Genomic DNA, 21,558 nt, shown 5'->3' with positions numbered 1-21,558 from the left:
AATGCGTAAGTCATTTTTACTTATCGTCGTTGTGGTGCTGGTGGCGCTTTATGCCTCACTGTTTGTGGTCCAGGAAGGTCAGCGTGGCATCGTGCTGCGTTTTGGCAAAGTTCTGCGCGACAGTGATAACAAACCGCTGGTTTATGCACCGGGCCTGCATTTCAAAGTTCCATTCGTGGAATCCATTAAAATGCTCGACGCGCGTATCCAGACCATGGATAACCAGGCTGACCGCTTCGTGACCAGCGAGAAGAAAGACTTAATCGTCGATTCTTACCTGAAATGGCGTATCAGTGATTTTAGCCGCTACTACCTGGCAACGGGCGGCGGTGATGTGTCTCAGGCAGAAATCCTGCTGAAACGTAAATTCAGTGACCGTCTGCGTTCTGAAATTGGTCGCCTTGACGTAAAAGACATCGTGACCGATTCCCGTGGTCGTCTGACCCTGGATGTGCGTGATGCATTGAACACCGGTAGCGTAGGCGATGAGCCTGAAGCGACCACTGAAGCCGATGATGCGATTGCCTCTGCAGCAAAACGTGTTGAGCAGGAAACCAAAGGTAAACAACCTGCGGTGAACCCGAACAGCATGGCGGCATTGGGTATTGAAGTAGTGGATGTACGTCTGAAACAAATCAACTTGCCGGAAGAAGTGTCCAGCGCGATTTACGATCGTATGCGTGCTGAACGTAATGCGGTGGCATTGCGTCACATCTCCCAGGGTAAAGAAGAGGCGACTAAAATCCAGGCGGCTGCGGATTACGAGAGAACACGTACCGTTGCTGAAGCAGAACGTACTGCCCGTATCACCCGTGGTGAGGGGGATGCCGAAGCGGCGAAACTGTTTGCTGACGCGTTCAGCCAGGATCCTGACTTCTACGCATTCATCCGTAGCCTGCGTGCTTACGAGGCCAGCTTCAAGAGCGGCAACGACGTCATGGTGTTAAGCCCTGACAGCGATTTCTTCCGCTTCATGAAGTCACCTGAAAAAAATAAATAATTGCTTCTGCAATTTCCAAAAGGTCCCTTAGGGGGCCTTTTGTCTTTTCTGAAACCCTCTCTTTTAAGAAGGGATGTTGCGAGACTGACTCATCATGAATTCGACAATCTGGCTGGCGCTGGCATTAGTTTTGGTTCTTGAAGGCCTGGGACCAATGATTTATCCAAAAACGTGGAGAAAAATGATCCTTTCGCTGGCGAATCTTCCGGACACGGTTTTACGCCGTTTTGGCGGTGGTCTTGTGGTTGCAGGCTTCGTAATTTACTACATGTTGCGTAGTCGTGTGGGAGGGTGAGGTTTTGTTACATGCGGTGTGTCACGTCTCGCTGAGACCGGTAGCACGCAATTAAAATTTTCCCGCAAACGTGTGCTAAAAGTGCTGGAAAGCACAGAATGAGATGTTAGAATCCTTTTTTAAGCAACCTGGTGATTCTTGAGATGGGTAAGAACGTCGTCGTACTCGGCACTCAATGGGGTGATGAAGGGAAAGGCAAGGTCGTAGACCTGCTTACTGAACGGGCTAAATATGTTGTGCGCTATCAGGGCGGTCACAACGCCGGTCACACTCTGGTTATCAACGGTGAAAAAACCGTTCTTCATTTAATTCCGTCTGGCATTTTGCGTGAAAACGTGACCAGCATCATCGGCAACGGTGTTGTTCTGGCTCCTGACGCCTTAATGAAAGAAATGGGCGAACTTGAAGCTCGTGGCATCCCTGTACGCGAACGTCTGTTACTGTCTGAAGCTTGCCCGCTGATCCTGCCTTACCATGTCGCACTGGACATGGCGCGTGAGAAAGCGCGTGGCGATAAAGCGATCGGTACGACCGGTCGTGGTATTGGCCCGGCTTATGAAGATAAAGTGGCTCGTCGCGGTTTGCGCGTAGGCGATCTCTTCAACAAAGAAACTTTCGCTATCAAGCTGAAAGAAATCATCGAATACCATAACTTCCAGCTGGTTAACTACTACAAAGTAGAAGCCGTTGATTTCCAGAAAACGTTGGATGATGTGATGGCGATTGCCGACATCCTGACGGCTATGGTTGTTGACGTGTCTGAGCTGCTGGACGGCGCGCGTAAGCGTGGTGACCTGATCATGTTCGAAGGCGCGCAAGGCACGCTTCTGGATATCGACCACGGGACTTATCCGTACGTCACCTCTTCCAATACCACTGCTGGCGGCGTTGCCACCGGTTCGGGCATTGGTCCACGTTATGTTGATTATGTGCTGGGCATTGTGAAAGCCTACTCTACCCGCGTGGGTGCAGGTCCGTTCCCGACTGAACTGTTTGATGAAACCGGCGAGTTCCTGCGTAAGCAAGGTAACGAGTTTGGTGCGACCACTGGCCGTAGCCGTCGTTGTGGCTGGCTGGACATCGTAGCGGTGCGTCGTTCTGTGCAGATCAACTCCCTGTCTGGTTTCTGTCTGACCAAACTGGATGTGCTGGACGGTCTGAAAGAAGTGAAGCTGTGTGTCGGTTACCGCATGCCTGATGGCCGCGAAATGACCACCACGCCGCTGGCTGCTGAAGGCTGGGAAGGTATCGAGCCAATCTACGAAATTATGCCAGGCTGGACCGAAACCACCTTTGGCGTGAAAGAAGTGGAAAACCTGCCACAGGCAGCGCTGAATTACATCAAGCGTATCGAAGAACTGACTGAAGTGCCGGTTGATATTATCTCTACTGGCCCGGATCGTAGCGAAACGATGATTCTGCGTGACCCGTTTGATGCATAACAGCCAGAGCTGATTGTGTAAAGACGTCATAACCGGGCAAAATTGCCCGGTTTGTTTTTTTCTGACTCCCTTCGCTTGTTTACTTTCTATAAACCATCCACTATCTAAATGATTAGCTGCAAAGTTCGCGGCTGGTTTATCATCAAAGTGTCATAATAAACAATCATCTTCACCCTGTTGTCATTGCTGACGTGGAAAGACCGGGTAATAGCTACCCAGAGGTATGTGTGCAGTTAACGAGTTTTACTGATTATGGTTTGAGAGCCTTGATTTATATGGCGTCATTGCCGGACGATCAGATGACCAACATTTCGCAGGTCACCGAGGTTTACGGTGTATCGCGTAACCACATGGTGAAAATCATTAATCAGTTGAGCCGTGCTGGTCTGGTCACAGCCGTTCGCGGAAAGAACGGGGGTATCAAGCTGGGCAAGCCCGCAGACACCATCCGCATTGGCGACGTGGTGCGCGAGCTGGAACCTCTTTCGCTGGTCAACTGTGCCAGTGATTTTTGTCATATCACGCCTGCATGCCGGCTAAAACAAGTCCTGCACACTGCTGTAGAACATTTTCTTGATGAGCTGAATCAGTACACTTTGGCCGATATGGTCAAAGATAACTCAACGCTCTACCAATTATTGCTTGTTGAATGAAAGACTTTCAACAAACTGCTGATGACAACGGAGGAACCGCTATGTCACAAGATCCATTCCTGGAACGAGAAGCAGAAAAATACGAATCACCTATTCCCAGCCGTGAATTTATTCTGGAACACCTCGCCAAACGTGAAACCCCAGCCAGCCGGGAAGAAATTGGTAACGAACTTAATCTCTCCGGAGAAGAAGCACTGGAAGCCCTGCGTCGCCGTCTGCGCGCGATGGAACGTGACGGGCAGTTAGTCTTTACCCGTCGCCAGTGTTACGCGCTGCCTGAGCGTCTCGACTTGCTGAAAGGCACGGTCATCGGTCATCGCGATGGTTACGGTTTCCTGCGCCTTGAAGGCGTAAAGAAAGACGATGTGTATCTTTCTGCGGAACAAATGAAAATGTGCATCCACGGCGACGTGGTACTGGCACAGCCAGTCGGAACCGACCGTAAAGGCCGCCGTGAAGCTCGCATCGTGCGTGTTCTGGTGCCGAAAACCAGCCAGATTGTGGGTCGCTACTTTACTGACGCTGGCGCCGGTTTTGTGGTGCCTGACGACAGCCGCCTGAGCTTTGATATCCTGATCCCGGCTGACGCCATTAATGGCGCACGCATGGGCTATATGGTGGTCGTTGAGCTGACACAGCGTCCGACCCGACGCACTAAAGCGGTCGGTAAAATCGTTGAGGTCCTCGGGGATAAAATGGGTACCAACATGGCGGTAGATATCGCTCTGCGTACTCATGAAATCCCCCACGTCTGGCCGCCACAGGTGCTGAAACAGGTCGAAGACCTGAGCGAACAGGTGCCGGAAGAAGCGAAAAAAGGCCGTGTCGATTTACGCAGTCTGCCGCTGGTCACCATTGATGGTGAAGATGCGCGCGACTTCGATGATGCCGTATATTGCGAGAAAAAACGCGGCGGTGGCTGGCGCCTGTGGGTGGCCATTGCCGACGTGAGCTATTACGTCCGTCACGGCACGGCGCTGGATGATGAAGCCCGCAGCCGTGCTACGTCGGTGTACTTCCCGTCGCAGGTTGTCCCGATGCTGCCGGAAGTGCTGTCCAACGGCCTGTGTTCCCTGAACCCACAGGTAGACCGCCTGTGCATGGTTTGTGAGATGACCATCTCCGCCCAGGGTAAGCTGACCAGCTCTAAGTTCTACGAAGCGGTAATGAGCTCTCATGCACGTCTGACATACAACAAAGTCTGGCGCATCATCGAAGGCGATCCGGAACTGCGCGAGCAATATTCGCCGCTGGTTAAGCATTTGCTTGAACTGCACACCATGTACAAAATGTTGGATCAGGCGCGTGCAGAGCGCGGCGGTATTGCGTTCGAAACCGAAGAAGCGAAATTTATCTTTAATGCTGAGCGTCGTATCGAACGTGTCGAGCCGACTGTACGTAACGATGCTCATAAACTGATTGAAGAGTGCATGATTCTGGCGAACATCGCTGCCGCACGTTTTGTTGAAAAACATAACGAACCGGCACTGTTCCGTGTGCATGACCGTCCAAGCGATGACCATATCTCCGCGCTGAAAAGCGTGTTGGGTGAACTGGGTCTGGTGATGGGCGGCGGCATGAAGCCTGAGCCGAAGGATTATGCTCAGATCATGGATGAACTGGCCGACCGTCCTGACCGCGAAATGCTGCAAACCATGCTGTTGCGTTCGATGAAACAGGCGATTTACGATCCGGAAAACCGTGGCCACTTTGGTCTGGCGTTACCGTCTTACGGGCATTTCACTTCGCCAATCCGTCGTTATCCGGATCTGGCATTGCACCGTGCGATCAAGTATCTGCTGGCGAAAGAGCATGGCACGCTGAAAGATCGCTGGACGCCGACCGGTGGCTGGCACAGTGATTACGAAGATATGTTGCAACTCGGTGAGCATTGTTCGATGGCGGAACGCCGCGCGGACGAAGCCACCCGCAACGTGGCTGACTGGCTGAAATGCGACTTCATGCAGGATCATGTGGGTGAAGTCTTCACCGGCATTATCGCCAGTGTCACTGGCTTCGGTTTCTTCGTACGCCTCAACGATCTGTTCATTGACGGTCTGGTGCACGTCTCATCGCTTGACAACGATTATTACCGTTACGATAACATCGGCCAGCGTCTGGTGGGCGAATCCTCCGGCGCGGTTTATCGCCTGGGCGATACGGTAGAAATTCGCGTCGAAGCGGTGCACATGGACGAACGTAAAATCGATTTCGCGCTGGTGTCCAGCACCCGCAAAGCGCGGGGCGAAGGCAAAACCGCGCGTGACCGCGCGAAAAAAGGGGGCGAACGTACCCTGCGTTCTGCTGCGCCAGCCAACGCTGGCCGTCGCCGCAGCGCTAAGAAAAACGTGAACTTTGAACCGGACAGCGCATTCCGCAAAGATGATGCGAAACCGGCAAAACCTAAGAAAGAAAAAGCAGTCAGTGCTGTGGGTAAAGACGGTAAGCCGAAGAAAGCCAAAAAGCCTTCTGACAAAACCGCAAAAATTGCGGCGGCGACCAGAGCCAAACGCGCGAAGAAAAAGCAGTCTGACAGCTAATCCTTTCTGACGATTCTTCTATGATAGAATCGTCTGTAACTATCCTTACTAAATTGCGGACAGCATGCTGTCCGCAAGTCTATTTTAAAGAGCATCATGAGCGAAATTATTTACGGTATTCATTCCGTTAAAGCCTTACTCGACAACGATCCGCAACGCTTTCTGGAAGTTTTTATCCTGAAAGGCCGTGACGATAAACGCCTGAAACCGCTGATCGACGAGCTGGAAGCCAGCGGTATCGTCATCCAGGTGGCGAGCCGCCAGTGGCTGGATGAGAAATCCGAAGGTGCTGTGCATCAGGGGATCATCGCGCGCGTGCGTGAAGGTCGTCAGTATCAGGAAAATGACCTGCCTGCGTTGCTCGAAAGCCTTGATTGTCCGTTCCTGCTGGTGCTTGACGGCGTAACGGACCCGCATAACCTGGGCGCCTGTCTGCGTACTGCGGATGCCGCCGGGGTTCACGCGGTAATTGTTCCGCGTGACCGTTCTGCGAAACTGAATGCCACTGCGAAGAAAGTCGCCAGCGGTGCCGCTGAAAACGTGCCGCTGATCAACGTGACCAATCTGGCGCGTACATTGCGCGTACTGCAGGAACATAATGTCTGGATCGTCGGCACGGCCGGTGAGGCCGATCATGATCTGTTCCAGAGTAAAATGACAGGCCCGATGGCACTGGTGATGGGGGCGGAAGGTGAAGGCATGCGCCGGCTGACCCGCGAACATTGTGACGAGCTGATCAGCATCCCCATGGCGGGGAGTGTCTCTTCCCTGAACGTTTCTGTAGCCACCGGTGTTTGTCTGTTCGAAGCGGTTCGCCAGCGCGGTCTGAAGAAGAGTTGATTGTTATTTTTTGCGCTGATTAAAACGGGAGCCTCAGGGCTCCCGTTTGCATTTCTGCGTTTGTGATCTGTCCGCCTGTTAATTCCCCGATTTTTACCATACTTACGCCATATCCTTTTGACAGGGAGCAGGCGATGGACTGGGAAACACACCGGGTTTTCAATCAACCCAAGCCGCTGAGTAACAGTAATTTATTTCTTTCCGATACGCCGCTGCGTGAAGCGGTTTCCCGCCAGCAGGCGGGCTGGGATGCAGATGTGCTGGCGTCCCTCGGGCAACAATTAGGTTCTGCGGAATCGCTTGAGCTGGGAAGGCTGGCGAATGCTAATCCGCCTGATCTTTTGCGCTATGACGCTACCGGCGAGCGTCTTGATGACGTGCGTTTCCACCCGGCATGGCATCTGCTGATGCAGGGGCTGATCGCCAACCGTGTGCACAATTTACCGTGGCAGGAAGATGCGCGGGTGGGAGCAGTAGTGGCGCGTGCAGCGCGTTTTATTCTTCACGGCCAGGTTGAAGCGGGGACGCTATGTCCGGTGACAATGACATTTGGTGCGATCCCGCTGCTGCAAAAATATCTTCCGCCGGATTTCAGTGGCTGGATGAAACCCCTGTTATCTGACCGTTATGATCCGCATCTGCAAGCCGGCGATCAGAAGAAAGGCGTGCTGATCGGTATGGGCATGACGGAAAAACAGGGGGGCTCGGACGTGCTCAGTAACACCACGCGGGCGACAGCACTGGAAGGCCGCGGTAGCGGAAAACCTTATCACCTGGTGGGGCACAAATGGTTTTTCTCCGTGCCGCAAAGTGATGCACATTTGGTGCTGGCGCAGGCAGGTGGCGGACTTTCCTGTTTCTTTTTGCCACGGATTTTGCCTGACGGGTCACGCAATGCTATCCGCATTGAGCGGCTGAAGGACAAACTCGGTAACCGTTCGAATGCCAGCAGTGAAGTGGAGTTTCAGAACGCCACTGGCTGGTTGCTGGGAGAGGAAGGTGAAGGCATTCGTCATATCCTCAAAATGGGCGGTCATACACGGTTTGACTGTGCGCTGGGCAGCCACGCCATGATGCGCCGGGCATTGTCCGTAGCGTTGTATCATGCGTTCCAGCGACAGGTGTTTGGTAAACCCTTAACCGAACAGCCTATGATGCGTCAGACACTCAGCCGGATGGCGTTATATCTGGAAGGGCAAACCCTGCTACTGATGCGTCTGGCTACCGCTTGCGGAGAGCGCAATAATCCGGCGGAACAATTGTTATGCCGCCTGCTCACGCCCGCTGCGAAGTTCGAAGTCTGCCGTCAGGGGATGTCGTTTGTAGCCGGGGCGATGGAAGTGCTGGGGGGGATTGGCTATTGCGAAGATAGCGAGTTACCGCGTTTGTATCGCGAAATGCCGGTCAACAGTATCTGGGAAGGGTCGGGAAATATCATGTGTCTTGATGTGTTGCGCACGCTGAAAAAGCTGCCTGCCAGTGCGGAAATGGTTCAGCAGATTTTGCAGCAGGTGCGCGGACAAAACCGCATCTTTGACCGGGTGTCACGCCAGTTTTTACACCGGCTGCATGCGCCGGAAGAAGCGCAAGGGCGCTGGCTGACCGGCCAGCTATGTAACCTGATGACAGCGACGCAAATGCTGGCGTTTGCGTCGCCACCGGTGGCAGATGCGTGGTGTCGCATGGTGCTGGATCCGCGCGGAGAAACACGGCTGCCGGAACGGCTATGTCAGTTACTGCTCAACCGCGCCATCGGCGCTGAATAACGAACGTTTAGCGGTAAAGTATGGCCTGAGAATACCAGCGGCCTGGCATGATGGTTTCGCTGTTAAACATAATCACGTAGTAACGGGCACCCGCAGCGTCGGCTTTGCGCTGGATTTCGGCTTCGGCATCCATCGGGCTGCCAATTACGTCAGCAGTAACATTACCAATTTTGGTCAGCGTGGAGGTTTGCGCCCGGGTAATTTCCTGCGCTTTGTCCGTCGGTGCAGGCGGTGCAACCGGTACGGTTTGCGTCAGATGACTGCAACCATTCAGTGCCACCAGTAAAAGCAGCAGGGCAGGGCGTCGGAGAAATGTCATCGTGATTTCCGGTAAAAGGGTAATGATCAAAGTGTAGCCCTTTCACCGGTATGCTGGCGAGTCTGCGTGGCATTTATTGCCGCGCAGACTCGCATTCTATCGTTCGGAAATTTTAAAGACGCTGACCAGTTGTGAGAGATGGCGACCTTGTTCACTGAGTGCCGCCGCAGTTTGCTGGGAATTTTCCACCAGTGTGGCGTTTTCCTGCGTCGCTTTGCCAATCTGCATAATGGCAATATTTACCTGCGAAATACCGGAAGACTGTTCGTGTGCTGCCACATCGATATCGCTCATCAGCACTTTTACCTGATTAATGCCCTGTAAGATATTGCTCATGTTTGCCTGCGTTTTGGCCGCGCTCTGATGGCCGTCTTCGACTTTATTCAGGGAATCTGCGACCAGATTTTCAATCTCTTTCACGGCATTTGAACTGCGCTGCGCCAGTGCCCTGACTTCCGAGGCGACAACCGCAAATCCGCGTCCGTGCTCACCGGCTCTGGCGGCTTCTACGGCGGCATTAAGGGCCAGGATATTAGTCTGGAAGGCAATGCCTTCGATAACGGTTGTGATATCCGCGATGCGCGTTGAAGCGTGTTTAATCGCCTCCATGCTCATGACCGACTGATTCACCGCCTCCGCGCCAACGGTGGCCGCTTTATCGGTCTGTTGCACCAGCTGTGTGGCCTGTGTGGCGTTGTCCGCAGTGTTCTGAACGGTAGCGGTAATCTGCTCCATACTGGCCGATGTTTCTTCAAGACTGCTGGCTTGTGTGCCGATTTGCTGAGTGATCTGATCGCTGTCGTGCGCTAATCCTTGGGTATTCATCATGATTTCAGACGAAACCTGCCGTACCTCGCCGACAATTTTTTCCAGCCCGTGACCAATACCGTCCATGGCATGCATCAGTGCACCAATTTCATCGATGCGCTGCGTCTCAGCGCGCGCGCGCAGGTCCCCGCTGGCATATTGTTGTGCGATACGCACGACCTCGCTCAGCGGGCGGCTGACCAGTTTGCGGGTCAGTCCGATAAACAGAGCCGCAAAACACGCCAGCGCCAGCAGGCTTATCAGCAGAAACTGATTGCGCGTACTGTTGACCTGTTCCATCAGGCTGTTTTTATCTGTGCTGCCCACGACCACCCAATGCCAGGCCGGAACATTCGCATATACCATAAATTGCTGATGTTGGCTGGCCGCATCCATGTATTCGCGCTGGCCTTTTGGCTGCGACATGACCTGTTGTAACTCGCCGTCAGGCCACGCAGGGGTTTTACCTTCCCCGGTCGGATGAACCAGATATTTACCCCGATCTTTCCCCGGTGCACTGTTGAGCACAAAGAAATACCCTTTCTCACCAATACGTTTGGACAGGATTTTCTGGCGCATATCGGCATATTCTGCCGTGATATCGACACCCACGAACAAAATCCCGATCACATTGCCCTGCGCATCGCGCACCGGCTGGTATTTGGTAATGTATTGTTTACCAAATAACGTCGCCAGCCCGTTAAAGGATTGTCCGGCCATGATCTGTGCATAAGCCGGGCTGGTATTGTCGAGCAACGTGCCAATAGCGCGGTTGCCGTCCTGTTTTTTCAGGGACGTGGTTACGCGGATAAAGTCATCGCCGCGTCGGGCAAATATCGAAGAAATTGCGCCGGTGCGTGCCAGAAAATCATCAGGGATTTTACTGTCCAGATTCAGTGGCGTACCACCTGCTTTAATGACCGGTGTGGACTGATTACCCACCATGATCGGGCTGGTAGTGTCCAGTTCGAAATCCGACGGCAGAAAATGACTGAACAGACGCGTATAGCTGTCCACTTCCGCATTCAGGCTGGCGTTGTACATTTCAATCATATCTACCACGCCGGTGACCTGTTCAGAAATGGCGTTAACGGTCAGTTCACTGACCTGCTTTCCGGCAGAATGCGTCAGTGACAAAGTGAAAATAATAAATAAGGTTCCGACGAGCAGAGAGGCGATGCTGGCCAGTTTTGCGCCAATGCTCCACCGTCGAAATGCACGTTTTGATGTTTTTTTCATGGTTTTTTCCCGTTAGCTTCTGATAGCGCACTAACGGCGGAGAACGGGAAAGGATTAATGTTCAAATGTAACTATTTATTTCATTTTAAATTGATCTGAATCAATGAAATAAATGCGAATGTGTGAATTTGGATTAAGGCTGGCCCACTGAAAAAGCGGGTTTCGAATAACGGGTTATAAACCATACGAAAAAGGTTGTGGTCGCGATTTTTCAGACCCGTAGAATATCAACACCGACAGAGACCGAAATTTTTTCTAAATACGCAGGGGAAGATACGATGGTTGAGATGTACGAAGAAAATATTGACGGGATCCAGGTGATTCATGCCGTGCCCGCCGGCCAGTATCAGCAGCAACTCCCGACGATTTTTTTCTATCACGGTTTTCTGTCTTCTAAAGAGATTTACTCGTATTTCGGCTACACACTGGCGAAAACGGGTTTTCGAGTGATCCTGCCTGATGCGTTAATGCACGGCGCGCGTGCGGGACACAGTGAAGAGCGCTGTCTGGCGAATTTCTGGCATATTTTACAGAACAATATTGATGAGCTGGCCTTGCTAAAAGAAGCGTTTGTCGGACGGGGTCTGGCGGATCCGCAGCGTTTAGGCGTCGGCGGCGTTTCTATGGGCGGCATGACCACCATGGCAGCGCTGATCAAATTCCCGTGGATTAAAGCGGCGGCAAACCTGATGGGTTCTGGTTATTTTGCGCGTTTATCCCACCATCTTTTCCCTGCTTACAATGCCGGTGGCATTGTGCAGCGTGACATATTTGAACGCGAGATTGCGCCTTTACTGCGTCTGGATTTCAGCGGTAAAGCAGCATTAATCGCAGATATTCCTTTGTTTGTCTGGCATGGTGAAGAAGATGATGTGGTGCCGTTTGGCGAAAGCCAGCGTTTGCGGCAGGAGTTGGCTGAAAGTGGCGCGGATACCCATCTGACTTTTATTTCTGAGGCCGGTGCAAAGCATAAAGTCTCGGTTCATGCGCTGGCTGAAGCCACAGCTTTCTTTGCCGAAAAGCTGTAAAGAAATTAATCTGCCTTTCTCCTTGAGTTTCCCACAGGCTGTACATATAATTGCGCGTCATTTTTTCGACCGCACACAAACACGTTCCTTGCTTCCATGGGCCGCGGTTGACCCTGACAGGAGGCTGAATAATCCGTAAGGAGCAATTCGATGCGTCATTACGAAATCGTTTTTATGGTTCACCCTGACCAAAGCGAACAGGTTCCGGGCATGATCGAGCGTTACAGTGCAGTAATCACTAACGCTGCGGGTCAGATTCACCGTCTGGAAGACTGGGGCCGCCGTCAACTGGCTTACCCGATCAACAAACTGCACAAAGCGCACTACGTTCTGCTGAACGTTGAAGCGCCGCAGGAAGCGATCGATGAGCTGGAAACTAACTTCCGCTTCAACGACGCCGTTATCCGTAGCATGGTTATGCGTACTAAACACGCGGTAACTGAAGCATCTCCAATGGTTAAAGCAAAAGACGAACGTCGTGATCGTCGTGAAGATTTTGCTGAAGCTAATGATGATGCTGAAGCTGGGGATTCTGAAGAGTAATTGCCGTGACGGCGAATCGTCTGGTGTTGTCAGGCACTGTGTGCAAGACCCCCATTCGTAAAGTCAGTCCTTCGGGCATTCCGCATTGCCAGTTTGTGCTAGAGCATAAATCATCGCAGCAGGAAGCCGGATTCAACCGACAAGCATGGTGCAGAATGCCCGTGGTTGTCAGTGGACAAGCGTCACAAGCATTAACTCACAGTATAACGGTCGGCACGCAACTCACTGTTACCGGATTCATTAGCTGCCATCAAGGGCGCAATGGTCTGAATAAAGTGGTGTTACATGCCGAGCAGATTGATTTGATAGATTCTGGAGACTAGCCTAATGGCACGTTATTTCCGTCGTCGCAAGTTCTGCCGTTTCACCGCGGAAGGCGTTGTAGAGATTGATTACAAAGACATCGCTACACTGAAAAACTACATTACCGAAAGCGGTAAAATTGTCCCGAGCCGTATTACCGGTACTCGTGCAAAATACCAGCGTCAGCTCGCTCGTTGCATCAAGCGCGCTCGCTACCTTTCATTGTTGCCATACACTGATCGTCATCAGTAATCGGCCACTGTCTATTAACGACTTTGAGAGGATAAAGTAATGCAAGTTATTCTGCTTGATAAAGTAGCAAACCTGGGCAGCCTGGGTGATCAAGTTAACGTTAAAGCGGGCTACGCTCGTAACTTCCTGGTACCACAGGGCAAAGCTGTTCCTGCTACCAAGAAAAACGTTGAATTTTTCGAAGCACGCCGTGCAGAGCTGGAAGCTAAACTGGCTGACGTTCTGTCCGCTGCTGAAGCTCGCGCAACTAAAATCAACGAACTGGGTTCAGTAACCATCGCGTCTAAATCAGGCGACGAAGGCAAACTGTTCGGCTCTATCGGTACCCGCGATATCGCTGATGCAGTAACTGCTGCTGGCGTTGAAGTTGCTAAAAGCGAAGTTCGTTTGCCGAATGGCGTTCTGCGTACCACTGGTGAACACGAAGTTGAGTTCCAGGTACACAGCGACGTATTCGCTAAACTGAACGTAGTTGTGGTTGCTGAAGCGTAATAACGCGTCAGTTAACCCGTGAAACGCCGGCCTTGTGCCGGCGTTTTGCTTTTCTGCGTTCAGGAAAATGTACAGACAGGGAAAGGATAAAAAAACGGATCAGTTGCCGCGCTGGAAACTGCCGTCCGGCTGACGGGTAAATGTCACCGTAACATTTTGATCAGTTGTCACTTGCAGGGCCATGACCACTCCCTGTGCATCACGCTGTATCTTCACTTCCTGCCCGGTCTTCAGAGTGCTCAGCGGTTTGTCCGCTCCTTCTATCCGTGCCATCGAAAATACATCATTGACCGCCATATTATTATCGCGGAACAACTGTGCCAGCGTCTGACCCGATTGCACCTGATAACTGCGCCATGTACCGCTGTTGTCATTACTCTGCGGCTGAACAGGCTCAGGCTGCGCCATTTGCGTAGTACGACCCTGATCGTTACGCAAATCGGCCTGCATGGGGATGCTGGTCGGTTGTTGCGATTGCGACGGTGTATAGGTATTTTCTGGCGTATACGGCCACAACAACGCCAGCAGAATCACCAGGACAGCGAGAATAATGCCGCGGCGGTGTGCATATGGCAGGGGCGACAACCAGTGAAAATCGTCACTCATATGCCAGATTTTGCTCAGCAGCGTTTTGCCCCGGGTTGAGGCGGAAGTTCCGGTCTCCGTTTCTGCAGACGTGATTTCACTCTCACTTTCACTCTGCGGCGCTGTGGTATCGCGCATCGGCCTGTTCATAATGGCAATCCAGGATCTCAACATGGGTTGATAAATACGGATGGCTTTCCTTCTCCTGGGCGGGATTCTGCCCATGACGACCTCTCTTGTTAACTGTCGTAATGTCGACTGCCTGTTGCTGCCTAGTATAGCTGTTTAACTGCTTGATGCGGAAAGGGACAAAGCACAAATATCACCCAAACGATGCCCTGAAGGCTATCAAATGCGAAAAATTTCCCGAAAAGGGGAAGGAACTGCCTCTGCTGTCATGTTGCCTCACAGAGGATTTTACCCAAAAGCCTTGCGCTGCTATGCTGCGCCTTCGATATTTTTAAGAGCTAAGGAAATTTCATGACTACCCCTTCATTTGACAGCGTAGAAGCGCAGGCAAGTTACGGTATCGGCCTGCAGGTCGGTCAACAATTGCAGGAATCAGGTTTGCAGGGCTTAGAGCCTGACGCACTGCTGGCAGGCTTACGCGATGCGCTGGAAGGGAATACGCCAGCCGTTCCTGTTGACGTGGTTCACCGCGCGCTGCGTGAAGTCCACGAACGTGCTGATACTGTTCGTCGTGAACGTCAGGAAGCTCTGGCTGTTCAGGGGCAGGAATTTCTGGCGGCCAATGCACAGCGCGAAGGCGTGAGCAGCACCGAATCCGGTCTGCAATTCTCTGTCATCACTCAGGGCGAAGGTTCAATCCCGGGCCGCCAGGATCGTGTACGTGTTCACTACACCGGTAAACTGATTGACGGCACTGTGTTCGACAGTTCCGTACAGCGTGGTGAACCGGCTGAATTCCCGGTCAATGGTGTTATCGCAGGCTGGATCGAAGCACTGACCCTGATGCCGGTAGGTTCTAAATGGGAATTGTATATCCCACATAACCTGGCTTACGGTGAACGTGGTGCGGGTGCTTCCATCCCTCCATACAGCGCACTGATCTTTGAAGTTGAGCTGCTGGAAATTCTGTAATTCCTCAGGGATAACAGCAACAGAAAAGGGCGCTTATGCGCCCTTTTCTGTTGCTGAAACCTGACTTATTCGCCACGCAGCGCGCGCGGGAACAACAGGTTGTTTTCCAGATGGATATGCTCCATCAGGTCGGTGATAAATTCGTTGATACCGGCGTACAGTGCCCGCCAGGTCACACACGCCCCGTCAGGCGGCGTTACACCATTGGTCAGGCGTTTAATCTCTTCCAGAATCTGTCCCGCATCATCGTGCTCACGTTCCATGACTGAGATCGGACCGGCGGCCTGACGGCCCATTCCGCCGCGTATCATTGGGAACAGGATCTGTTCTTCTTTCATCATGTGGCTGGTCAGCTCTTCCAGAATCAGTTGCAGTTGAACCGCCAGTCCGTGCGGGCAAGGTAATTTGTCACCGTGTACCCGTTCCACTTTGCCGGCCATCAGAATCAGTTCCGGCAACTCCTGACGGTGACGGTCATGGTAGCGTGGAATAATAAAATCGATAATTTGCGCCAGCGGTGCGGTTTTCCAGTCAGTAGAGGTATCCGGCAGTTGGGCAATTTCAGCAATCTGTTGTTCGATGAGATCAATATCCAGCTCTTTTTTGGTAACCGCGCGCAACAGGGTTTGTTTACCACCGCAGCAAAAATCGAGATCGTACTGACGGAACAAACGTGTAGCACGCGGAATGGCAACAGCCAGAGCGCCAAGGGGTTGGTCGCGATAGTCCATGATGAAGCCTCGTTAAATGAAAGAATCTATAACATGCATTATAAATGCATGTTTAAGTCACGGCTATAGCTCAAAGGAAGTACAGGAAGAAAAAACGCCCCAGGCGGGGCGTTTAAAGGGAGCATTATTTTTGCAAATCGACCCGATAAATCTCGAAACCGATGGCATCCGGGCCTGTTGCCGTCATCGGATATTGAGCGTGGGTTTTGATGAAGTTTGCAGCTTTCTCACCAGGCGAGGTTTCGAAACGGATATCCAGAGGCTGCGATGCCTGAATTGGCGCCAGCTTCCAGTTGTTGTCTGCCGTTGGCGTGACTGCGCCCGCTTTTTTGGTTTCGGCGCCGATGTAGGCCGCAACCACAGAACGGTTTTCATCCGGTGACGCAAACGCGATGTGCGTATCGCCGGTACCTGCGAATTTCCCACCGTAAGCCCGGTAGTTATTGGTGGCAACCAGGAAGGTGGCTTTCAGGTCAATCGGCTTACCGTTGTAGGTCAGGTTTTTAATACGTTCCGCATCTTTATTGATCAGCGTGCATTCACCGTCGAATTTCGCCGGCTGGCTGACATCAATCTGGTAATTCACGCCGTCGATGACGTCGAAATTATAAGTACGGAAACCGTCCCAGTTGATCAGCGACTGCGGTTTAGTGTTGTTCACGTCAATCTGATTAAACTGCCCGGCGGAGCATTCCAGCCAGTCTTTCACTTCCTGCCCGGTGACTTTCATCACCACCAGCGTGTTCGGATACAGATACAAATCCGCTGCATTACGGAAAGTCAGTTCGCCTTTTTCCACTTCCACGAAACTGGCCGGATCGTTTTTACGGCCGCCGACTTTAAACGGCGCCGCAGCAGACAGTACCGGCAGACCGGCTAAATCCGGGTCGCCCTGAATGAAATGTTCGGTATAGGCTTTCTGCGCATTATTGACGATTTGTACCGTCGGGTCGTCCTGAACCAGCGCCAGGTAGCTGTACATATTGTCGTTGGATTTGCCGATTGGCTTACTGACAAATTTACGCGTTGCGTCGTGAGAGGAGGCGAGTACTTTCACCAGACCCTGATCTTCCGCCGCCAGCGATTTCTTCTGCTCTTTATCGTAAATCGGGCGCGCTTCGGCTTTGGCGGTTTCGACTTTCCAACTGCCGCTGTCGTTGTTCAGTACCATATCCACGACGCCCAAATGGTCGCCCCACATGCCCGGCATGACGGCAGGAACGCCATTCAGCGTGCCTTGTCTGATATCCGCGCCTTTGATGCTGGCGAATTCTTCGCTCGGAAAAACGGCGTGCGCGTGGCCGAACAGGATGGCATCGATGCCTTTTATCTGGCTCAGGTAATAGACCGAGTTTTCTGCCAGGGTTTTATAAGGATCGCCCGACAGGCCGGAGTGCGGAATAGCGACAATAATGTCGGCACCTTGCTTACGCATTTCCGGGATCCACTTTTTAGCGGTTTCGGTGATATCCGCCACGGTGACTTTGCCCTGCAGATTGGCTTTGTCCCAAACCATGATTTGCGGCGGCACGAAACCGATATAGCCGATGCGCAGATTATGGGATTTACCTTCTCTGTCTTTTACCGCGTTCTCGGTGATCAGGAACGGCGTGAACAGGGGCTTGCCGGTTTTCACATCAATCACGTTGGCGTTCACGTAAGGGAATTTTGCACCTGCAAGCGCTTTTTGCAGATAATCCAGACCGTAATTAAATTCGTGATTGCCGAGATTGCCTACGGCGTAACCGAGTGTGTTCATTGCCAGATATACGGGGTGGACGTCGCCCTGTTTCAGGCCCTTTGCCGCCATATAATCGCCCAGCGGGCTACCCTGAATGATGTCACCGTTGTCGACTAATACTGAGTTGGTTGCTTCGTTACGTGCCGCATGGATCAGGCTCGCAGTGCGCGCCAGTCCAAATTTATCGGTCGGTTTATCTTTGTAATAATCGAAGTCCATCATGTTGCTGTGCAGGTCCGTAGTTTCCATAATGCGCAGATCCACCTGTGACGCCTGAACGGATGCCGCCGTCAGTGCCGCCAGCAGGGATAACGTCAGATGACGCTTATTCATTGCCTTGCCTCCAGAGAAAGGGATGATGCCCGTAAAGAAAAACCGGATATGTATCTCAAAGTTTGATGAGAATGTAATCAGCTGTCATGGATAAATGTGAGATATAACAACTTTATGGGCTGACTACATTACGGGATAGCTATTCGTAGTAAAAAAAACTAGGCTTTAGTCATGAGAATTAATGCCCTGAGGTAAACGATGTTAGAGCAGATTTGTCAGTTAGCGCGCGATGCCGGTGACGCGATCATGGCGGTGTATGACGGTGAACAACCGCTCGACGCACGCCATAAAAAAGATGATTCACCGGTCACGGCAGCCGATATTGCCGCGCACCACGTGATTAAAGCCGGCCTGCAAAGGTTGGATCCACAAACGCCGATGCTGTCGGAGGAAGATCCGCAAAGCTGGAGTGAACGTCAGACCTGGACACGCTACTGGCTGGTTGACCCGCTGGATGGCACCAAAGAATTCCTGAAACGTAACGGTGAATTCACTGTGAATATTGCGCTGATCGAAGACGGTATTCCGGTGTTAGGCGTGGTGTACGTGCCGGTGACCCAAGTGATGTACAGCGCTGCAGAAGGCAAAGCCTGGAAAGAAGAGCAGGGCGTGCGTCAGCAGATTGCCGTGAAAGAAGCACATCCGCCGCTGGTGGTTGTCAGCCGTTCACACTTCAGTAATGACCCTGAATTGCAGGATTATCTGGCACAACTGGGCGAGCATCAGACTGTGGCGATTGGCTCGTCACTGAAGTTTTGTCTGGTGGCTGAAGGGGCTGCGCAGCTTTATCCGCGCTTCGGGCCGACCAATATCTGGGATACCGGTGCCGGGCATGCTGTCGCGCTGGCCGCCGGAGCGCAGGTACATGACTGGAAAGGCCAGACGCTGAACTATGTGCCACGCGAGTCGTTCCTGAATCCGGGCTTCAGAGTGTCTTTATTCTGATATGACACCCCGGTTTGTGGCCGGGGTTTTCACGTTTTATTCTTTTACCAGGCTATCCACCAACGTAATCACCTGCTGAACATCCTGCGGCGACAATTGTCCGTCTTTAGCGAATTTAATCACTCCGTTTTTATCCAGCACCACTACCGCCGAGCTTTCCGGTTGCAGTTGCCACGCCTTTTTCACCACGCCGTTGCTGTCGACAATCACCTGCGACCACGGGAATTCACGTTTGCCACTTTCAATGCTTTTGCGCACAAACAGGCCGGTGCCGATAATAGCATCGTCAGTATTGACGATAGTGGTGGTCTGGTAACGGTCATGCGGTAAGTTTGCTGCTCTGATGGCGCTGATCAATGGCTCATTCAACGCTTTAGCGCTGCTTCTTCCCGCCATGTGCTGCACGATACGCACTTTTCCAGGCAGTTTGGCGCTGTTCCATTTGCTGTAACTGAACACATCATTAATGTCATTAAGTTCGCCTTTATCATCCACCCCGACCGGTGCCAGACGCTGACCCACGGTAAAGTTGTGGGCAGAGGCAAAAAGCGAAAATGTCATAAAACTGATCACAAAAAGACTTCTTAAAAGCATAGATTCTCCGGGGCACAAAAGAACAGTCACGCCAATCATAGGACGCTGTAAGTGGTCTGTCCTGTTGGTATGTTAAATTTGTGTTGCTGGTTACAAAATTGCCACATAAGGCAGGGTTATACTGCATTTGAATGTCAGGGTTTAAGACAATACTGAAAAGCAATGTAAAAGCAGTTAAATCCACTGGCAATGCCTGACTGCCCTGCTATGTTATAGGTCTCTTCACTATATTTTTCTGTCCCGGTATCTGTCGCCCTGCGACGTGGCCGGTACTGTAGTGATTTAACGGAGAACAATAGAAAAATGAGAATTTTCCAGCGTTACAATCCGATGAAAGTCGCAAAGTACGTTAAGACACTGTTTCGTGGACGTTTGTATATCAAGGACGTCGGCGCTTTTGAGTTTGACCATGGCAAGATTTTGTTGCCCAAGGTTCGTGATAAGCGCCATTTTAGCGTGATGTCTGAAGTTAACCGGCAGGTTACGCATTTACAGACAGAAATGGGCTAATGGCCTTGCGTGTTGTCACTGCGATTTCGCAGCGTACGCAAAAAAAAACGGCTCCCTGCAGGAGCCGTTAGTGTTTCTGATATTTGAATTTTCCATGCTTGCAAAAAAACGCCTTACCCCTGCGCTTTCTTCTCGTCTTTAATTTCCTGCGGCGTTTTTGGCAACAGAGGGGTCACCGGTTGATCGACAATACGCGTCACCAGTAACTGATCAATCTTGTAGCTGTCGATGTCGACCACTTCGAATTTATAGCCGGCGAATTTCACAAAGTCTGTGCGTTTCGGGATTTTACGCAGCATGAACATCATAAAGCCGCCGATGGTTTCATAGTTGCCGGATTGCGGGAATTCCTCGATATGCAGTACGCGCATCACGTCTTCGATAGGTGTCCCCCCCTCGATCAGCCATGAATGCTCGTCACGTGCCACAATCTGTTCTTCCATGCCCTGACCGACAAGGTCACCCATCAGGGTTGTCATCACGTCATTAAGCGTGATTATGCCAACTACCAGCGCATATTCATTGAGGATAACGGCAAAGTCTTCACCCGCCGCTTTGAAACTTTCCAGCGCTTCGGAGAGCGTCAGGGTATCCGGCACAATCAGCGCATTGCGAATCTGCACGCCGCTGCTCAGCATTAAACTCTGGTTACCCAGCACGCGGTTCAGTAAATCTTTCGAATCGACATAACCGACAACCTGATCAATATGACCGTCACATACCAGGAATTTGGAATGCGGGTGGGTGGCGATTTTCTCTTTAATGCTTTCTTCGCTTTCACGCAGGTCAAAAAATATCACGCTTTCACGTGATGTCATGGAAGACGGTACAGTGCGGGATTCCAGCTCAAACACGTTTTCAATCAGCTCATGTTCCTGCTTACGCAGCACACCCGCCAGCGCACCAGCCTCTACCACCGCATAAATATCGTCGGAGGTGATGTCGTCGTTGCGCACCATCGGTAGTTTGAAAATGCGAAAGATCGTATTGGCCATTCCGTTGAAGAACCACACCATCGGGCGGCAGATCATCAGACAGAAACGCATCGGGTTGACTATACGGACGGCAACCGACTCAGGTGAAATCATACCGATGCGCTTCGGTGTCAGGTCAGCAAACAGAATAAACAAGCTGGTAACCAGCACGAAGGAACAGATAAAGCTGATTTGATCCGCCAGTTCAGGCGACATGAAGCGGATGAAAAACGTCTGGAAAGCAGGGGAGAATGCGGCATCACCCACAATACCACCAAGGATCGCGACGGCATTGAGGCCAATTTGCACAACCGTAAAGAACAAACCAGGCGTCGCCTGTAATTTCATAACATGGGCGGCATTGACGTTTCCTTCGTCTGCCAACTGTTTAAGTTTTATCTTGCGGGAAGCGGCCAGCGATATCTCAGACAGCGAGAAAAAGGCACTGATCGCGATTAATAAGAGAATCAGTAAGATACTGTTTAACATAATCTATCCGTTTAACACCGAACTTAACCGGCAGGG

At 51.8% G+C, this 21,558-nt stretch carries 22 protein-coding genes; 15 read left to right on the top strand and 7 right to left on the bottom strand.

What is annotated here, in order from left to right:
• The first annotated feature begins 1 nt into the window (after position 1).
• The 7 genes from hflC (at position 2) to ACOZIO_RS16870 (ending at position 8,536) form a co-directional block, all read left to right on the top strand.
• Positions 2–1,000: a protease modulator HflC gene (gene hflC / locus ACOZIO_RS16900; protein WP_013573766.1), complete on the top strand. Its 999-nt coding sequence runs from the start codon at positions 2–4 to the stop codon at positions 998–1,000.
• A gap of 94 nt (positions 1,001–1,094) precedes the next feature.
• On the top strand, positions 1,095–1,295 hold the full coding sequence (locus ACOZIO_RS16895) for a DUF2065 domain-containing protein (RefSeq protein WP_129954259.1): 201 nt from the start codon (positions 1,095–1,097) through the stop codon (positions 1,293–1,295).
• 143 nt (positions 1,296–1,438) lie between these two features.
• Positions 1,439–2,737 (top strand): adenylosuccinate synthase, encoded by a 1,299-nt coding sequence (locus tag ACOZIO_RS16890; RefSeq protein WP_013573768.1) that lies wholly within the window; start codon positions 1,439–1,441, stop codon positions 2,735–2,737.
• Between the two features lie 227 nt (positions 2,738–2,964).
• Entirely contained in the window at positions 2,965–3,390 is a 426-nt protein-coding gene (gene nsrR / locus ACOZIO_RS16885; RefSeq protein WP_421595518.1) for a nitric oxide-sensing transcriptional repressor NsrR, read from the top strand.
• Positions 3,391–3,431: 41 nt separating this feature from the next.
• Positions 3,432–5,930, top strand: a complete 2,499-nt coding sequence (rnr, locus tag ACOZIO_RS16880; protein WP_129954263.1) for a ribonuclease R — start codon at positions 3,432–3,434, stop codon at positions 5,928–5,930.
• Positions 5,931–6,026: 96 nt separating this feature from the next.
• On the top strand, positions 6,027–6,770 hold the full coding sequence (gene rlmB, locus ACOZIO_RS16875; protein ID WP_014411562.1) for a 23S rRNA (guanosine(2251)-2'-O)-methyltransferase RlmB: 744 nt from the start codon (positions 6,027–6,029) through the stop codon (positions 6,768–6,770).
• Between the two features lie 134 nt (positions 6,771–6,904).
• The gene (locus ACOZIO_RS16870; protein WP_266059491.1) at positions 6,905–8,536 is read left to right on the top strand and encodes an isovaleryl-CoA dehydrogenase; all 1,632 of its coding nucleotides are present in this window, start codon (positions 6,905–6,907) and stop codon (positions 8,534–8,536) included.
• Between the two features lie 7 nt (positions 8,537–8,543).
• Here the strand turns inward: ACOZIO_RS16870 and bsmA are convergent, their stop codons facing one another.
• Positions 8,544–8,855 carry a biofilm peroxide resistance protein BsmA gene (bsmA, locus tag ACOZIO_RS16865; protein WP_129954269.1) on the bottom strand — a complete coding sequence of 104 codons (312 nt, stop codon included), beginning with the start codon at positions 8,853–8,855 and terminating at the stop codon, positions 8,544–8,546.
• Between the two features lie 96 nt (positions 8,856–8,951).
• Positions 8,952–10,901, bottom strand: a complete 1,950-nt coding sequence (locus tag ACOZIO_RS16860; RefSeq protein WP_421595517.1) for a methyl-accepting chemotaxis protein — start codon at positions 10,899–10,901, stop codon at positions 8,952–8,954.
• Between the two features lie 278 nt (positions 10,902–11,179).
• Between ACOZIO_RS16860 and yjfP the strand changes: the two genes are divergently transcribed.
• The 5 genes from yjfP to rplI all read left to right on the top strand — a co-directional run bounded on the left by yjfP (position 11,180) and on the right by rplI (position 13,519).
• A complete protein-coding gene (yjfP, locus tag ACOZIO_RS16855) occupies positions 11,180–11,929 on the top strand; it encodes an esterase (protein WP_421595516.1) in 750 nt (249 codons plus the stop codon).
• A 150-nt stretch (positions 11,930–12,079) separates the two neighbouring features.
• Positions 12,080–12,472, top strand: a complete 393-nt coding sequence (gene rpsF, locus ACOZIO_RS16850) for a 30S ribosomal protein S6 (protein ID WP_013573776.1) — start codon at positions 12,080–12,082, stop codon at positions 12,470–12,472.
• Positions 12,473–12,477: 5 nt separating this feature from the next.
• A complete protein-coding gene (gene priB / locus ACOZIO_RS16845; RefSeq protein ID WP_013573777.1) occupies positions 12,478–12,795 on the top strand; it encodes a primosomal replication protein N in 318 nt (105 codons plus the stop codon).
• Positions 12,796–12,799: 4 nt separating this feature from the next.
• A complete protein-coding gene (rpsR, locus tag ACOZIO_RS16840; RefSeq protein ID WP_002210155.1) occupies positions 12,800–13,027 on the top strand; it encodes a 30S ribosomal protein S18 in 228 nt (75 codons plus the stop codon).
• Between the two features lie 39 nt (positions 13,028–13,066).
• Complete coding sequence (rplI, locus tag ACOZIO_RS16835; RefSeq protein ID WP_129954277.1) at positions 13,067–13,519, top strand: 50S ribosomal protein L9; 453 nt, start codon at positions 13,067–13,069, stop codon at positions 13,517–13,519.
• Between the two features lie 99 nt (positions 13,520–13,618).
• On the opposite strand, the gene ACOZIO_RS16830 is transcribed toward rplI, so the two are convergent.
• Positions 13,619–14,329, bottom strand: a complete 711-nt coding sequence (locus ACOZIO_RS16830) for a LysM-like peptidoglycan-binding domain-containing protein (RefSeq protein WP_421595515.1) — start codon at positions 14,327–14,329, stop codon at positions 13,619–13,621.
• Between the two features lie 255 nt (positions 14,330–14,584).
• Between ACOZIO_RS16830 and fklB the strand changes: the two genes are divergently transcribed.
• Entirely contained in the window at positions 14,585–15,205 is a 621-nt protein-coding gene (gene fklB, locus ACOZIO_RS16825; RefSeq protein WP_129954281.1) for an FKBP-type peptidyl-prolyl cis-trans isomerase, read from the top strand.
• A 65-nt stretch (positions 15,206–15,270) separates the two neighbouring features.
• On the opposite strand, the gene ytfE is transcribed toward fklB, so the two are convergent.
• A complete protein-coding gene (gene ytfE / locus ACOZIO_RS16820) occupies positions 15,271–15,936 on the bottom strand; it encodes an iron-sulfur cluster repair protein YtfE (RefSeq protein WP_217138281.1) in 666 nt (221 codons plus the stop codon).
• A 124-nt stretch (positions 15,937–16,060) separates the two neighbouring features.
• Complete coding sequence (locus ACOZIO_RS16815) at positions 16,061–18,010, bottom strand: bifunctional 2',3'-cyclic-nucleotide 2'-phosphodiesterase/3'-nucleotidase (protein ID WP_129954285.1); 1,950 nt, start codon at positions 18,008–18,010, stop codon at positions 16,061–16,063.
• A 198-nt stretch (positions 18,011–18,208) separates the two neighbouring features.
• On the opposite strand from ACOZIO_RS16815, the gene cysQ reads away from it, so the two are divergent.
• Positions 18,209–18,955, top strand: coding sequence for a 3'(2'),5'-bisphosphate nucleotidase CysQ (gene cysQ / locus ACOZIO_RS16810; protein ID WP_129954287.1), 747 nt, complete (start codon positions 18,209–18,211; stop codon positions 18,953–18,955).
• A gap of 36 nt (positions 18,956–18,991) precedes the next feature.
• Here cysQ and ACOZIO_RS16805 read toward each other — a convergent pair whose 3' ends face one another.
• Positions 18,992–19,549 carry a YtfJ family protein gene (locus tag ACOZIO_RS16805; RefSeq protein ID WP_217219316.1) on the bottom strand — a complete coding sequence of 186 codons (558 nt, stop codon included), beginning with the start codon at positions 19,547–19,549 and terminating at the stop codon, positions 18,992–18,994.
• A 303-nt stretch (positions 19,550–19,852) separates the two neighbouring features.
• On the opposite strand from ACOZIO_RS16805, the gene ACOZIO_RS16800 reads away from it, so the two are divergent.
• Complete coding sequence (locus ACOZIO_RS16800) at positions 19,853–20,059, top strand: DUF1107 domain-containing protein (RefSeq protein ID WP_014333674.1); 207 nt, start codon at positions 19,853–19,855, stop codon at positions 20,057–20,059.
• Positions 20,060–20,172: 113 nt separating this feature from the next.
• Here ACOZIO_RS16800 and ACOZIO_RS16795 read toward each other — a convergent pair whose 3' ends face one another.
• A complete protein-coding gene (locus tag ACOZIO_RS16795; protein ID WP_129954291.1) occupies positions 20,173–21,522 on the bottom strand; it encodes a hemolysin family protein in 1,350 nt (449 codons plus the stop codon).
• Between the last annotated feature and the right edge of the window lie 36 nt (positions 21,523–21,558).

It is taken from the genome of Rahnella sp. PD4, from assembly GCF_049199325.1.
Taxonomy (GTDB): domain Bacteria; phylum Pseudomonadota; class Gammaproteobacteria; order Enterobacterales; family Enterobacteriaceae; genus Rahnella; species Rahnella perminowiae.
The sequence above is the reverse complement of the archived record's forward strand: the minus strand, read 5'-3'. Positions and strand labels throughout refer to the sequence as shown.